A 14527-nucleotide genomic window follows, 5' to 3' on the forward strand; every position below is an offset into this window, starting at 1 on the left:
CTTCTCTTCGTTGATATTGCGGCATGGTCATTCTCCTTAACAAAAAGAGAACACCATGCCGTAGCTAATTTATGAATTGAATGTGGGGATTACCGGACGTGTATGGACTCCTCCTCTTTTGCAAGTAATTTGTTCGATAACTTTGGGTATGATTGCCAACGTGTATCCGGTTTCTTAATGATGCATTTTCTTTTACTGCATCGAACCTCTATGGGCTATTCGCACACTTGCTCCTGAACGGACACACGAGCTTAAAGGCTCTTCGTCCGGGTAAGGTTTTTCAAGTGTCGGTCTAACCTGTTAGCCATCTCACATCTTACTTTGCAATTGGGATGAAAACTTTTCGTATTTCTTAATTCGTTTAAGCTTAAGCGCTTGCTATCAACTCTGGGTCATAACTTTCGTTTGTATTTACCATAGCCCAAGCTGCACGCGCTGTTTTATTAGCTAACGCTACAGTTACCGTATTAACGTGCTTGTATGCGCAGAGCTTTTCAATCCATTTACTTAAATTATCATCATGCCGATTAGCATGCCGGATGACTGACCGTGCACCATGAACAAGTAGTTTTCTTAAGTAACCATCGCCTCGCTTACTGATGCCAAGTAACCTAGGCTTGCCGCCGGTACTGTGTTGCCTCGGCGTTAAACCAATAGAAGCAGCAAAATCCCTACCTTTACGGTATCCTTTCGCATCACCAATAGCGCAAGACAATGCGCTGGCACACAGGATACCAATACCCCGTAACTGAAGTAGCGAACGTGCGACAGGGTCATTTTTGACTTCTTTCTCAATAAGCGTGTCGAGCGTATCGACTCGCTCTTGGAGCTGCCTTAAGTCATCAAACAAATCACGTAGCAACAAGCGAAAAAGCGCCGACAAACCATTTTCTGCATCTTCCAGCCACAGGGGGATGGCTTCTCTCAGTTTGTTGATACCCACTGGCGCAACTAGCCCATATTCGCTTACCAGTCCTCGTATCTGATTTGCTTTGGATGCTTTTTGAACCATCAACTTGTCCCTGATACGGTGTATAGATTGTATGTCTTGTTGCTTACTTGATTTCACACTTACAAAGCGCATGTTCGGCCGACTCATAGCCTCACATATTGCCTCTGCATCAATCGCATCATTCTTATTACTTTTTACGTAAGGCTTAACAAATTGCGCATGAATGATTTTGACTTTAAAACCTCGTTTTTGTAATTCTCGCCCCCAATAGTGAGATGAACCACAGGCTTCCATTGCAATTTCAGTCCCTTTAGGGACCTTGTTCTCAATAGCATCCAACCACTTTGTTCGACAGTATTTTCCTTTCCACTGCCGTTCACCAAACCTATCCACCGCGTGCACATGAAAAACGGACTTTGCAATATCAACACCGACTCGAGTAATCTGGCCCATGGGCTTCTCCTAATTTGAATGCTGGTAACTCACCATCACCATATTGACCAAAAAAAGGACAACAATTCAAGTTGAGGAGGAGTCCATCCCATTGGACACGTTTTATCAATCAATGTACATCTTAGCAATAACATCCGTAGTGGCTTTCGTAGCTTGATATAACTTTGTTGGCTGGAAACGTAAATTCCCTCTTAATTTGCAGGAATATTTAGCCAAGAACCCTACAGCGAAGACAAAAAATGGAATAGCTTGCGCTTTTTGTGGTTCAAAATCCCTTCGAAATTTAGGTGCACATAATGCAACAGATAGCCGCCGTCGTGTTAGTTGCAACAGCTGCTCCTCTCCGCTTTATCACGCTAAGCAATAATCTGTGTTGGGTTTTTGCTAGCTATAAGCACATTTCTCAATAAAACAACTACCCAGAATTATCAAATAAGGGAAAACAATGGGACTTTTCACAAGTGGCTCCAAAGCTTCACCTAAACTTACTTGGGAACATCTCAAAAATGAAGGTACCACTGGTGTAATAAGGCACACATATCGAACTAAGGTTCCTGGTGGGTGGTTAGTTACAGCAGCTGACACTCATGGTGTGGGGGCAACTTTTATACCCGATCCTAACCATGAATGGGATGGGAATTCGCTGGAATAAATTATCGGAAACAAACGTTGATACTTACCTGTAACCTGCTCGCAATGCTCACTCGCTTAATGAGGTTATCACCTCATCACACATTGATAAGGTCATGTGTAAGGAGTGCAGGCTCAACAAATCATGGTTTCTTTTCTATGCCCTGGTATTCGCTGGGGCGATTCTCCGCCTTGTAACACTCTTTGTTACTGGTGCACACCTTCCGTTCTCCATAGTAATGAGAGGTTCGGACTAATCGAAACATATCGCCTTTTCTTTAGCTTCTTTATACCTGGCTTACAATACCCGCCATTTCCCAAGGTGTCTTAGTCACTACTTTTGTCAGTCGAGAAGTTCGCAGCAGTTGTAAAAATACTGCAGTCCACTAACGCTTCTGCGCGTGGGTCCCCTTTTCGCTTTCTACATGTCTTTGCTCTATCCCAGCCTTCATTAAAAGCAATCTCAATGAGCAGTTTCACTCTATTTCTGTCATTGGGGTTTAATCTAAGCATGAATTCTTCTAAAAACAGGCTTTTGGAGGCAGGTAATGCATCGGAAATCTGTTCTTTTACGGCTCTAACTTCACTGTCGGTACTGACGTTGTAATGCTTTGAGAATAGGAGTTCAAATACCTCATCATAGTTACTGGCATGCAATTCAGCTTTTGCCATATCAATGATTGTTTTGGTTTGGGGGCTCACATCTATGGTGTCAGTTCGCTTGATACCGCGGTGCTTATAAGCCCGATAGCGATTTTGAAATTGCTTAATTGAGGCCTGGGGTAACCACGCTCGCATAGCCGAATATAGGGCTTTTGGGGCCAGTGTTTGCCATTCTTTAATTGTTACACTGTCAGCATTTACTAGGGCTTCTTTGTCTTTCAGATACGTTGATTCGGGTATGGAAGATAGAAACTTTACTAGGTGGTTGGCTAGATAGTCAGACCACAACTCTTGCTCTTTTTGTGCTTTGAACATGGTGAAAGATTGTTCAAATTCACCGAGTTTTTGAGGCTTAATATATTTTCTCAACGCGATGAAGCCCATGCTTTTTCCTAACGCTAAAACATCACGCTCGAGCTTGTCTATATTTACGTTGGTAACCTTATCCTTTTCCTGTAAGGTTGATAAGAACGTGTTTAATTGTGCATGTAGAAATTGTTGCCAAAGGCTTTGGTCAGACATTGTTCACCCCTTCTTCTTCTGGTCTCTCATATTACCTCAAAAACCAAATAGAATAAAAGCGTTACTAGTAACGCTATTTGTATTGCGTATCACTGTGCTAAGAATAAGATATAAACAAAGCGTTACTAGTAACGCAAAAGAGATTTCTTGATCTGCCCTCTCCCCTGCTCTATTATTCAATATAAGTCGAATTATCTTAAATAATAAAAAAGAGCGAATTTATGTCCTCCATGCTAATTCATGTCGATAATGTACCGATGGCGATCGCAGAGTCAGATCGCGAACGCGTCATAGAGAATTTACGTGAATTAAAAGATGACGTATGGGAGCTGAAATCAGAAAATACGAAACGGGCCTATCAGTACGACTTCAATCAGTACTTGGCGTTTTGCAAAGATAACGCACTGCCGGCTATGGCCAGCGATGTTAATGTGACTAAAGCAACGTGTCGTGCCTATCTAGACTACCTGATGTCGACCAAACTGAAGCATCACACCATACGCCGTAAAATTGCTTCAGTGCGCTATTTCATTGGGGTAAGCGAATTACCGGACCCGTGGAAACAGTCAAAACTCTTTGCCGAATACACTAATCACAAGATAAACCAAAAGCCCAGCCGCCAGTCTCAAGCAGTACCAATGCGCCTTGAAAACATCGATGCTATCAATGCAAAACTCGATACGGATTCTCTGATTGGTTTACGTGACGCCGTCATCTTTAACACGGCCATTGATACCATTTTCAGGGCGTCAAATCTTCTGGCTATCGACCTGGTGCATATCGATTTTAACAAGCAGCGCATCTTCGCCCCGCGCTCTAAGACCGATAAATCAGGCAAAGGTCAGTATGGCTACATTTCAAAAACAACTATCGAGCTCATCGATAAATGGCTTACCTTGACCGGTATTATCGATGGCCCTTTATTGAGAAAACTATCGCCTAAGCAAACTGTGCAAGATTCAGCGATGCAATATCATGCATTATTGGCCAGATATAAAAACTTAGCGTCAATACTCAATTTAGAATTCAAACCAAGTTGTCATAGCACGCGGGTTGGTGGCGTAGTGACAATGTTTGAGCGGGGTGTCTCGTTAGATCAAATTCAAAAAGCCGGTGGGTGGACAAGTTCAGCGATGCCGATGCATTACGGTGAAGAATTAGATGTAACGAAAACAGGTATGGCGAACGTAAGGTAACCTTCATTATTCTTAAATTAAATGTATTTATATATGTACATTATTGCTAAATAATGCTATTTGTATAAATATAGATACATCTATAGTTTGAATAATGAGCAGAGAATCTATCGGCAATCAACTAAAGGCAAAACGAAAACATCACCGCATGAGTCAGGATGATGTTGCCAAAAAACTCAAGACAGGCCGTCCCCGAATCTCACAAATTGAGAACGGCCGTTATCAGGGATCACTGCAACTGCTTGAGCGCTACTTAACTCTAATGGACTTAGAGTTAACAGCCATCCCCACTAATCACCGCCCGAAATTTGATGAGCTTGGGGCCATTTACGATGACGACTAATTTAATTCTCGCAAGTTTACCCGAACAGGTTCTCCGACTGAGCGTTCATGTGGCCGGACAATCGTCTGGTATCTTAAATCGGACGGCCCAATTTAGCTATACGTATACTAATGAAGATTTGCCAGTATCGTTAACGATGCCTTACCAACCTGAGTCGTATACGCATGGTGCACTGCATCCAATATTCACGCAGAATTTGCCTGAAGGTTATCTGCGACGGTATATTTCTGAGAAGCTCATACGCTATGCTAACGTCGATGATATGTACTTACTGGCGCTTATGGGGGAGAAAGGCATAGGCCACTTATCTTATGATGCTGGTATCGCCTTGCCAGAGCCAGACCCCATTGCCATTGATGACATACTGCACTGGTCTGGCAAAGAAAGTTTATTCCCTCAACTACTCAACCGCTACTACTTAAATGGTATGGCATCCGGCGTTCAGCCTAAGGTAGTGGTATCCCGTTCGACTCTCTTACAACAAGACGTTATTGTTAAAACCTTTGATGACGAATTCCCGTTGCTGACAGTCAACGAGTTTGTTTGCATGAAATGCGCTGAGTACTGTGGTCTGGATACCCCCAAGGTATGGCTATCAGATGATTTGCAGCACTATGTGGTAGAGCGCTTTGACGTAGATAATGACGGCAATAAAATGGGTATCGAGGATTATGCTACGCTCATGGGGCGCACTGGAGACCAGAAATATTTAGGTAGTTATGAAAATGTGATGAAGGCAACACACCGCAATACACACTCCCCTGAAGAAGTAGACAAGATGTTTACGCTGATTGCATTTAACTGCTTGATTGGAAACGGTGACGCGCACCTTAAAAACTTTTCATTGCAATACTCCACCAATCAGTCAGACATACGACTTAGCCCAGTGTATGACGTCACTCACACGCTCATCTATCCAACTATTGATAATACAATGGCGCTTAAAATGCGTAAGAGCAGAGCTTTTCCTAAGAGGCGTGATTTAATAGAGTTCGCCTTTAGTGCAGGAATGACACGCTCTTTTGCTGCCAATACAGTCGATAGTATGGCGCAGGGTATCCTCGAGTGCCTGGCTTCGCTGAATGAGGTTTCTTCCATGGACGGATTACGGGAGTCGATAGAGAAGCATGTAAACTCCACGATGGCTAAGCAGAGTGTATATAGTGTCTATCGGCATGATAAGAAGAAAAAGTACCAGTAAATCAGAAAATACGAAACGGGCCTATCAGTACGATTTCAATCAATACCTGGCGTTTTGCAAAGATAACGCCCTGCTGGCCATGTCCAGCGATATCAATGTTACTAAAGAATCACACCATACGCCCAAAAATTGTTTCAGTGCGCTATTTTATTGGGGTGAGCGAATTACCCGACCCCAGGAGACAGTCAAAACTCTTTGCCGAATACACTAATCACAAGATAAGCAAAAAGCACAGCCGCCAGTCCCAAGCCGCGCCCACGCGTCTTGAAAATATCGCTGCTATCATTGCTAAAGTCGATACTGATTCACTGATTGGGTTACGTGACGCCGCCATCTTCAACTCATCGATAAATGGCTTACATTAACTGGTATTGTCGATGGCCCTTTATTGAGAAAACTATCCCCCAAAACAAACGGTGCAAGATATCGCTATGCAATACCCTCACTGTTTTCAGAGCAAAAAAACTAGACGTCCGTTTTACGTCTTGAGCAGCCTAACAACGGGAGTCGGTCAAATGCAGACATTGATTGAATACTGTATAGGGACAGGTTTTATCTGTAATTCGGAAATTGCATGCTTACAACCCAGCTTTGGAAAAATAATAATCCTCTATAGCTGTATTTCGTGTTCAACCAGACTGAAGCTGTACCTTTGCAGGTCCATCTGGAATGCTTGTATATTTAAGCTGTGTTTGTAGTTAGCTGAGACGATTATTTCTTTTAATGTTTTTAGTTCATTGATGCCCATTTTTGCGCCAGCATAAACCCCTTTCAACAACTTTCTTTTATATGGATGTATACCAGCTTTTCTAAAGTTATCTATTACGCGGAACTCGCTTTCATATTCCCAGTCAATGGATTTAGTTAGAAGTAACTTATCTAATTTTTGGCTCGCATTTTCCTTACCTTGTAACACTGGTCTATCGCTTGAATAATTAACTTCTAGAGCTACCAATGAGTTAAGGCGTATTTCAGGTGTTTCAAGAGCCGAACGAGGGCCATACCACTCTGGTTCAAACTCAAGCACAAAGCCAGTATGGTGACGACAGTAATGTGACCACATTAACAAATTGTCTTTATTACTGCTTAAGCTTAAAACTCCTATATCGCTATCCCTTAATGGTGAGAATATTCCACCATCCTGAATATTAGATTTAGCCCGCCGCATCGCTCTAACTCCAGCCATCAATTTATTTGCAGGGGAAAGCTTTTTGTTGTCAGATGCGCGGTAAAGATGCTCTCTCTGATTTTTAATACTTAGGTTAACAAAATCATCGGAGTAAGATGCCAAGCAATCAAAGGGATCATTGAAATCCTTAGGCGATGTAAACTTTAACGTCGCATCGCTTATGGCTTTAAGTGAGCCCTCGTTAAAGTCGAGATACTTATAAAGGCGCTGGGGATTCATATAAGTGTTTCTTACAAGTGATAGATAAAATCGTACTTTACCCGATTCACAACTTTATTTTCTTGTTCTATTTACGGTTTATTTGAATGTCGGAGCAGACCACTAGCGGATGAACTTGTAATATCAGTCTTGGCAAAAAAAGTGGGCAAGAAGACAATGTTTGCAGGTCACCCTTCTTTCAAGTGATAAGTACGCCAATCCCAGTTATTTTCTTGGGAGTAATCCCAAGGTTCTAATTCATCACGAATTAGCGCGCAGAACTTTTCGTTGAACTCATAGCCGTCAAGGGTCTCTGGTCTTGGAAGTATACCTGGGCTGATAATAAAGTGATTAAGCACCCCCTTGTAAAATCCTACATGAGCAGATTTTGGGGCGTCATCAAATATCAGCTCACGTGAACCTTCAGATGCTTTTATCCTAGATGAAAATTTCATGACCTCCTTTTACTTATAACACGGTGGTCAATGGGCCTGAGCATTGAAACGTAACTGGTTCCACTGCACCGCCTTGTTAGCTAAATACATCATCGCCGAACCTCTCATAGTCATCCAGAAAAGCCTGAAATTGCCTAGACTTTATTACCTTTTCAGGATTTTCTCGAATGTATTTATCAAAACTTTCCAAATGCATTTGAGGTATGCGTTGATGCAACTCTATAATTTCGTCAGCCTTTTCGAATATGTAACTTGCCAAGCCATCTGGCCATCTATATTTCTTAGGCGAAAGAACCCCTGAATTAACCGCGATCCGGCTAGATCTAATTGGTTTTACATTTCTAGCTTTGATAACGCCAAGAAGCATAAATGACGGTAGCTTAGTAAAGACGTACTGGTCCGTGCTATTTCCAACTATATCCATGCCCATGATTCTTAGAAAGTATCGATTGATGCTCGGTGGCAGATCTTGGCTATCTGTTGATTCAATTTTCTCCAATGGAAACAAATGTTGCTCATACTGATTTAAGTTATCAGCTTCACTAATCAAATACTTCCTAAGGTGCTCCTGCGCTGCATCAAGTAGTACCTTGCGCTCTCCATCATTCTCATCATTCGGGTTTTTGCTTCTAATGTAAGTTAACGTTCGCCAGCTAAGTGAAGCACAAAACTTAGACATCCAATTACCGTAGCTAGCTACCGACTTTCCTTCATTCACAAACGGATAAAAAACCTTGTTTGCAAACTCGCGCTCCCACCTGGAGAATAGTTGTTCACAATCACCACATAACCAATGCTCTTTAGCAATATCTTGTGCTCTCTTCTGGACTTCATTTTTCTCGCGAATATATCCCGTAACAGAAGTCTTCTTTATCCATTTACCCACAAATTTCGGAATAAAATGACTTTCTCTCAAATCGTCATTCTTGGCACATAGCTTACATATCCCTTTCATTGCACAGTACCCTGATTGCAGCCAACACCGTACTCAGTTGCGTTTTTTACGTCAAATAGAGTAACTCGTAATGTGTTTTTAATTACACAAGAGGGCCACGTTTAACAATAGCCTCATCTGCACCCCGTAAGTAACTGCCAGAAGGCCCAGAAGACTCAAACTCCCATTGATTATCACTCCACAAAACATTTTCTTTTACTGCTGTTCGGTTGTTTTGATAATACCCAATGCTAAGCTTGGTTTCAGATATGACGTTAAATACATATGCATAAATACCAGACCCAAGTCTTATCCATGTTTTTTCTTTCACTAAAGGTATGACGCTCATAGCATTTCCTTAAATTGACTCATAACAGCTAATTGCTCAGGCTTCATAGTAACACCCGTTTCCTCTTAAAAACGATATTTTGTGTTTTATGAAATGTCCGTTTCACGTACAGAGCCGCCTGTAGGTTTTGTAACCTAGGTATCCACAAATAAGTTTCGAAATTTGTCGGCAAACTTTCTTTGAATAACCACTTTGATGGAGTCTAAATTTCAAATTTTTATGTCCTTCGACAGCTAGATATAAGAACTTAGCTTCCTTACTCAATCTAGAATTCAAACCGAGTTGTCATAGTACACGGGTCGGAGGTGTAGTAACCATGTTTGAGCGGGGTGTCTCATTAGATCAAATTCAAAAAGCGGGTGGATGGACAAGTTCAGCGATGCGGGTGCATTACGGTGAAGAGTTTGATGTGACCAAAACAGGTATGGCCAACGTGAGATAACACGGATTATCTTTTGAGAATTGACGGTAAAACTTACCAGACTGTTATTGAAAAAGCCGTTGGATTTAAATTTATAGCGCTGATTATATTTCATGCTAATTTAAGTTATTACTAGTTGATGGTGTTGTGTTTTTTTATGTTTGAGCAGAAATCAGCACAACGTATGCTTAATTCTTAAATTAATCATTGTCATCAGACGTTTATGTGCTTTTCAGGTGAATTCCTAATTTTTAGGTAAATTGCACCCTTATAAGTCATATTCTTTTACTGAACGAAAATATCGTAAGTAACTGACAGCGAAAGAAAAGTGAAGATTTAAGTATAAATTGTTAAATATCTGCTTGCTGCTGAAAAAATCTATCTTTATTAGTGATATAAGCCGTTGTTCACTATCTATTGAATGTCGTTAATACAATGGTCAGTACATAACATAGTGAGCCTTAACATGAACGCCAAACCTAATCTTAGATTATGCGATGAGAATGATGCTATGCAGGTGGAACCTTCCTTAGAGCATGTACTTACTCAAATAGACTCTTTAAAGTCTGAGTTCGCCGATATTGAAGCGAATCTTTACGAGCAGCTGGCTATCGATGGTCAGCTGAAAACACTAGATGCATTGTCATTACAAAAAGCGGTGGATTGTGTGGAGTTGGCATCTAAGCGATTAGAGAGTTATGTCATCACGCCCGATGTGAAATCGGTGGTCATAGCCATGCTTATGCTTGATATCAAATTGGAGTATCGAAAATTTTCGTCGATATGCCCACGTTTGGTGGGAAAAAAGGTCTCAGAGCTTGGGTATCGCGCTATGTTTTTGAAGTTCTTTGACCTCGTAGAGCGTGAAATAGAGCGTTACGATAATAAAAAAGCGCCGTCTACTGACATAGCCAACCCAATAACCGCTTTAGAGAACCACATTCAACAGGAAGTCGCTAAGGAAGTGAAAAAAGTGGTTGGCCCGGTCAATAGCATCATTCAACTTCTTATGAATGACTATGCCTTTCTTACATCCGTTTCAGGCGTTACCCGGCAATCCCAAACGAAAGACAGACAGCGTTACTTCAGAATGGCTAAGGAAACGCGAGAGGGGTATATCAAGCGCTTTAAAAAAAGTGTGGTTGCGGCGTGGGACAAGGTCACGTCACTCAATGAAGAGCTTGTTGAACTAAAAGCAGCGAAAAAATCTCAAATCATGTCTTTGAATAAAGAGCTAAAGAAAACGCGAGAAAAGGCGCTGCGGTTCCAAACTATTCCTGACCCCATGAGTGAACTGTTAGGTATAGATATTGGGGTAAGTAAGGACGAAGAAATAGCGGCTCTATCAAGAAAAGTGGATAGCTTGGAATCGGCTAACACGGAGCTTCAGCGAGAAAATATTCGTCTTGAGAAGAAGTTATCAATCAAAGTAATGTGAATATGAATGTTCAGGCTGAATTAATATTCGAGATGTTAATTATGAATAGCAAAGGACGGGTGGCTGTTTTAATCGTACATTTAGTAAGTTGTACTGCCCATATCTTATCTAATACTGTTATTCGGTAAGTTGGCAGGCTCCGGCAGATAAGACGTGGATACTGCATATAACCAAACTCGACGTATTTTGAATCATGTAATACATGATCACCACACACACAGCCGCAACCACATAAAAGGTTTAAGAGTGAATTGCGTTTATTGTTAGTCAAAATTTACTCGCTCAAGTTGTGAAAAAACCAATGACTGGTTACGAATATCCGTGGTCTTCAGGTTTGACTGAGCGGTAGTTTTTGGCTTTGACATTATATAACATCGTGGTTGGTGAGTTTCATGGAATTATTTTGTAATGGATAGAAGAAAGGAATACTCCATACAATATGCCTATGCAATGGATGCTTATGCCACGCTTATACACATCACTCAAGCTTCGCAATCACAGCAATATACCTGCCCTGGATGCGGTGGAAAACTTACGCCAGTTTTAGGTGAGCAGAAAGCCAAGCACTTTCGCCATCTTCAAGATTGTTGTTCTTCAGAAAGCTATCTTCATAAATGTGCTAAAGAAGCTTTTTTGTATTGTTATACTCACGCTCTGAGTCTGGCAAAGCCAATAACTTTGCTATTAGAACGTCAGGTTTGTTGCACTGGTGCCCGTTCAGTACTTTTAGGTGATCCAGGGTTTCGTTGCCAGAAAAAAGAGCCGGCAACTTATGATATGACGAAACTCTTTGATACCGCTGAACTAGAGAAATACGACAATGTCCTTGGGTTAAAGCCGGATATTATGCTAAGTGATTCAGCAACCAGCAGACGTTGCTATGTAGAGATATGCGTAACACATCCTTGCTCTGAGGAAAAATTAAATAGCGGCATTCCAATTTTAGAATTCAAGATAACCTCAGAATCAGACATTCACATGTTACTGAGTGGTACGTACGAGGCTGCTGATGAGCGACTGACGCCTTATAACTTTTCACCAAAGCCAAAAACTCAAGATTCATGCAGCGGAGAGTGCTCAGCGGGTCATATTGAGATGGCGATGTGGAGCATGAATGAAACGGGACGTTTGAAGGTAGAGTACGCTTCCTTACAGGGTGTTGATTTAAGGTGTAACTCATCCTCGAATACTTGGCCAGTATCACTGTCCTCTGAGGATACGAAAAAGCGATTAATAGGTATGATTAATGATATTGATCCCAATCATCAATTCCGTTTGTGCTTACGTTGCAAATATTCAAACCGATGGGATAGTGGTTATTTGAATTGCACTAAAAAGTCGAAGCAAGTGCCATACACTGAGGCACGACAATGCGCCGAATACGAGAATAGTTGATGAGCAAGCGTCTAACCTGGGAACAGAAAGCTGTTGTTCAACATTCTGAAGGTAATGCTCTGGTTAAAGCAGTGCCGGGGAGCGGCAAAACAACAACATTGGTTAAGCGCATTGAGCGATTAGTAAAAACAGGGCTTGCTGAAAACTCTATCTTGATCTTAATGTACAACAAATCTGCACGAGAAAGCTTTGAAAACAAATTACAGATAGCTCTGAGGTCCCATTCAACCCCAAGAGTTCTGACATTCCACAGCTTAGCACTGCGTATTGTTAAATCAGCAGAGCGCATGCAGCTAACGAATAGGAGAACGCTGCTCCCACCGGAAGACCGCCGATATGAACAAGTGGTAAAGCAGGCTTACCGAGCAGGTTTTAATCATGAAGAAAGCTTTGTTCCTCAAGAAGATATTGAAGACTTTGAGTTATTTGTTCAACGATGCCGGGCTGAAGGTATTAAACCGAGTGATATATCCGCAGACCCAATACTGAGAGAAGAAAAGCCAGAGCACCTAAGGTCGTACCGTCGATACTGCGAGCTATTAGACGAGCTACATTTACGAACGTTTGATGATTGCTTAATTGAGGCCGTTTTTTTGCTAAGAAAGCCCCCTTCATTGTTAACTGGTTTTAAACATATTATTGTTGATGAATATCAAGATGTTAACTTTATCCAAAATGAGCTGATAAAGGCTATTGCTAGACCGAACTCGTCCGTGATGGCAGTAGGCGATATCAATCAGTGTATTTACGAATGGCGAGGCGCTCGGCCTGATTTTATCGATGGCCTTTTTGAGCAATATTTTACCAACACCAAAGTGTTTCACCTGTCATGTACATTCAGATTTGGGCATAAGGTATCCTTGATGGCAAACTCAGTAATTCGGCGCAATAGCACAAAGCTCAGCAACCTGTGCATTAGTCACCCCACGACGCCTCATTCTGAGATCAATTTGTATTTTGAAGATAATATTTACAACGTGTTTAATAACTTACACACAAGCACCCAGACACAGGCTATTCTAGCTCGAACGAAAGCAAGCCTCGCAGAGGCTGAAATTGCATTACGCATGAACCAATTACCTTATCGTTACCTAAATGGGAATTCATCGATACATACTCGTGCCGAGATCGGAATGCTGGTGGTTGGTATGTTGATTTGTATTCACGGTGATTTACACCTTTTGGAAACAATGCCACATAGGCAGTCAATTATTTACGGGTTTTTGAAGCAGGCAGGATTCAAATGGAAGAAGGGACAACTTAATGAAGCTCGTGAAGAAATTGGCCGCCCTGAATCTGATATATGGGTAGTCTTGGAAAATATTTTAGGGAAAGCCCAATATCAATATGAACTGCTTGTACGTTTTAAAGCTGTCTGCAATAAGTTTGATGAGAATGCTCCGGCTATTGATGTGTTTACGGCTTTAAAGGGCGCAGGATTGATGAGAGGTGTTAGCATAGGCGGCGTGTCTCGCAGTGGGTCGAATGATCAGAAGCGTGGTACGTTCAGAATGGAACAGTTGCTTGCGTCGAGTAACGTCACTGCGCTTGAATTTTTACGACTTATTTTGGCTCCTCCGCAGCGTAGTGATGGTTCTGATATTATTCTTTCTACTCTTCATGCCTGTAAAGGACTTGAGTGGGATAACGTGATATTGATAGGTCTTTATGAAGATGACTATCCTGGCAATAACCAAAGCAAAAGTCAAAATCCATCGGTACTCCCTGAACTCGAAGAGGACCGCCGCTTGTTTTATGTTGGGATTACTCGGGCAAAACAAACTATTAGCTTGGTTGTACCGAAAGATGATGAGTTACGAAAGTGGCTCAGTAACGCATGGGATGCGACCCCGAAGAAAACGCCTATAGCGACGCGCTTTGTGTTTGAAACAGGTTTTACAGCTTGCAAACAAACTGGTGACGCGATTTACAATAACTCAGTAAAATCTCGAGAGACTGGATTCAGTAAATTTCATCAATGGTATATAAGAGATTTTAAGCGTTTGAAAGTTTGATGAAATAGTCTCCACGTAACGTTAAGGACTCATTTGATATCTGTTGAGTTTACTGAACAAAATTGCTTATTTAATACTGAGCTATCCCCACGAATAGTAAAATAAAGTCAAAGAGTTAGGGAACATTCATGGCATTTGGTGATCAGATCTTTCGCCAAAAAAAAACCAACACA

14 protein-coding genes are annotated in these 14527 nt (G+C 41.6%); 8 read left to right on the forward strand and 6 right to left on the reverse strand.

Annotated elements, in window-relative coordinates; genetic code table 11:
* Positions 1-367: 367 nt before the first annotated feature.
* Together MHM99_RS19550 and MHM99_RS19555 are read right to left on the reverse strand one after the other, a co-directional pair.
* Positions 368-1405, reverse strand: coding sequence for an IS110 family transposase (locus MHM99_RS19550; protein ID WP_110288271.1), 1038 nt, complete (start codon positions 1403-1405; stop codon positions 368-370).
* 957 nt (positions 1406-2362) lie between these two features.
* On the reverse strand, positions 2363-3220 hold the full coding sequence (locus MHM99_RS19555; protein ID WP_239220345.1) for a hypothetical protein: 858 nt from the start codon (positions 3218-3220) through the stop codon (positions 2363-2365).
* 221 nt (positions 3221-3441) lie between these two features.
* On the opposite strand from MHM99_RS19555, the gene MHM99_RS19560 reads away from it, so the two are divergent.
* From MHM99_RS19560 to MHM99_RS19575, 4 genes are all read left to right on the forward strand, one after another.
* Positions 3442-4416 carry a tyrosine-type recombinase/integrase gene (locus MHM99_RS19560; protein WP_239220346.1) on the forward strand — a complete coding sequence of 325 codons (975 nt, stop codon included), beginning with the start codon at positions 3442-3444 and terminating at the stop codon, positions 4414-4416.
* A 94-nt stretch (positions 4417-4510) separates the two neighbouring features.
* A complete protein-coding gene (locus MHM99_RS19565; RefSeq protein ID WP_239220347.1) occupies positions 4511-4759 on the forward strand; it encodes a helix-turn-helix transcriptional regulator in 249 nt (82 codons plus the stop codon).
* On the forward strand, positions 4749-5960 hold the full coding sequence (locus MHM99_RS19570) for a type II toxin-antitoxin system HipA family toxin (RefSeq protein ID WP_239220348.1): 1212 nt from the start codon (positions 4749-4751) through the stop codon (positions 5958-5960). The genes MHM99_RS19565 and MHM99_RS19570 overlap by 11 nt, the downstream gene beginning before the upstream one ends.
* 95 nt (positions 5961-6055) lie before the next feature.
* Entirely contained in the window at positions 6056-6325 is a 270-nt protein-coding gene (locus MHM99_RS19575) for a hypothetical protein (protein WP_020743302.1), read from the forward strand.
* A 245-nt stretch (positions 6326-6570) separates the two neighbouring features.
* Here the strand turns inward: MHM99_RS19575 and MHM99_RS19580 are convergent, their stop codons facing one another.
* The 4 genes from MHM99_RS19580 to MHM99_RS19595 all read right to left on the reverse strand — a co-directional run bounded on the left by MHM99_RS19580 (position 6571) and on the right by MHM99_RS19595 (position 9085).
* Positions 6571-7368, reverse strand: coding sequence for a DUF2971 domain-containing protein (locus tag MHM99_RS19580; RefSeq protein WP_239220349.1), 798 nt, complete (start codon positions 7366-7368; stop codon positions 6571-6573).
* Between the two features lie 167 nt (positions 7369-7535).
* Positions 7536-7802, reverse strand: a complete 267-nt coding sequence (locus tag MHM99_RS19585) for a hypothetical protein (RefSeq protein ID WP_239220350.1) — start codon at positions 7800-7802, stop codon at positions 7536-7538.
* Positions 7803-7878: 76 nt separating this feature from the next.
* A complete protein-coding gene (locus MHM99_RS19590; protein ID WP_239220351.1) occupies positions 7879-8757 on the reverse strand; it encodes a hypothetical protein in 879 nt (292 codons plus the stop codon).
* Between the two features lie 82 nt (positions 8758-8839).
* Positions 8840-9085, reverse strand: a complete 246-nt coding sequence (locus MHM99_RS19595; protein WP_239220352.1) for a hypothetical protein — start codon at positions 9083-9085, stop codon at positions 8840-8842.
* Positions 9086-9401: 316 nt separating this feature from the next.
* On the opposite strand from MHM99_RS19595, the gene MHM99_RS21320 reads away from it, so the two are divergent.
* The 4 genes from MHM99_RS21320 (at position 9402) to MHM99_RS19610 (ending at position 14354) form a co-directional block, all read left to right on the forward strand.
* On the forward strand, positions 9402-9527 hold the full coding sequence (locus tag MHM99_RS21320) for a hypothetical protein (RefSeq protein WP_020745871.1): 126 nt from the start codon (positions 9402-9404) through the stop codon (positions 9525-9527).
* 490 nt (positions 9528-10017) lie between these two features.
* Positions 10018-10944 carry a hypothetical protein gene (locus MHM99_RS19600; protein WP_239220353.1) on the forward strand — a complete coding sequence of 309 codons (927 nt, stop codon included), beginning with the start codon at positions 10018-10020 and terminating at the stop codon, positions 10942-10944.
* A gap of 408 nt (positions 10945-11352) precedes the next feature.
* Positions 11353-12339, forward strand: coding sequence for a hypothetical protein (locus MHM99_RS19605; protein ID WP_239220354.1), 987 nt, complete (start codon positions 11353-11355; stop codon positions 12337-12339).
* On the forward strand, positions 12339-14354 hold the full coding sequence (locus MHM99_RS19610) for an ATP-dependent helicase (RefSeq protein WP_239220355.1): 2016 nt from the start codon (positions 12339-12341) through the stop codon (positions 14352-14354). Before MHM99_RS19605 ends, MHM99_RS19610 begins: the two co-directional genes overlap by 1 nt.
* The last annotated feature ends 173 nt before the right edge of the window (positions 14355-14527 follow it).

The organism is Alteromonas sp. MmMcT2-2, assembly GCF_022348305.1.
Taxonomy (GTDB): Bacteria; Pseudomonadota; Gammaproteobacteria; order Enterobacterales; family Alteromonadaceae; genus Alteromonas; species Alteromonas macleodii.

Bases quoted from the DNA above. Each gene is read 5' to 3' on its own strand.
- MHM99_RS19550 (WP_110288271.1), bottom strand. From the start codon at position 1,405: ATGGGCCAGATTACTCGAGTCGGTGTTGATATTGCAAAGTCCGTTTTT.
- MHM99_RS19555 (WP_239220345.1), bottom strand. From the start codon at position 3,220: ATGTCTGACCAAAGCCTTTGGCAACAATTTCTACATGCACAATTAAAC.
- MHM99_RS19560 (WP_239220346.1), top strand. From the start codon at position 3,442: ATGTCCTCCATGCTAATTCATGTCGATAATGTACCGATGGCGATCGCA.
- MHM99_RS19565 (WP_239220347.1), top strand. From the start codon at position 4,511: ATGAGCAGAGAATCTATCGGCAATCAACTAAAGGCAAAACGAAAACAT.
- MHM99_RS19570 (WP_239220348.1), top strand. From the start codon at position 4,749: ATGACGACTAATTTAATTCTCGCAAGTTTACCCGAACAGGTTCTCCGA.
- MHM99_RS19575 (WP_020743302.1), top strand. From the start codon at position 6,056: ATGTTACTAAAGAATCACACCATACGCCCAAAAATTGTTTCAGTGCGC.
- MHM99_RS19580 (WP_239220349.1), bottom strand. From the start codon at position 7,368: ATGAATCCCCAGCGCCTTTATAAGTATCTCGACTTTAACGAGGGCTCA.
- MHM99_RS19585 (WP_239220350.1), bottom strand. From the start codon at position 7,802: ATGAAATTTTCATCTAGGATAAAAGCATCTGAAGGTTCACGTGAGCTG.
- MHM99_RS19590 (WP_239220351.1), bottom strand. From the start codon at position 8,757: ATGAAAGGGATATGTAAGCTATGTGCCAAGAATGACGATTTGAGAGAA.
- MHM99_RS19595 (WP_239220352.1), bottom strand. From the start codon at position 9,085: ATGAGCGTCATACCTTTAGTGAAAGAAAAAACATGGATAAGACTTGGG.
- MHM99_RS21320 (WP_020745871.1), top strand. From the start codon at position 9,402: ATGTTTGAGCGGGGTGTCTCATTAGATCAAATTCAAAAAGCGGGTGGA.
- MHM99_RS19600 (WP_239220353.1), top strand. From the start codon at position 10,018: ATGCAGGTGGAACCTTCCTTAGAGCATGTACTTACTCAAATAGACTCT.
- MHM99_RS19605 (WP_239220354.1), top strand. From the start codon at position 11,353: ATGGATAGAAGAAAGGAATACTCCATACAATATGCCTATGCAATGGAT.
- MHM99_RS19610 (WP_239220355.1), top strand. From the start codon at position 12,339: ATGAGCAAGCGTCTAACCTGGGAACAGAAAGCTGTTGTTCAACATTCT.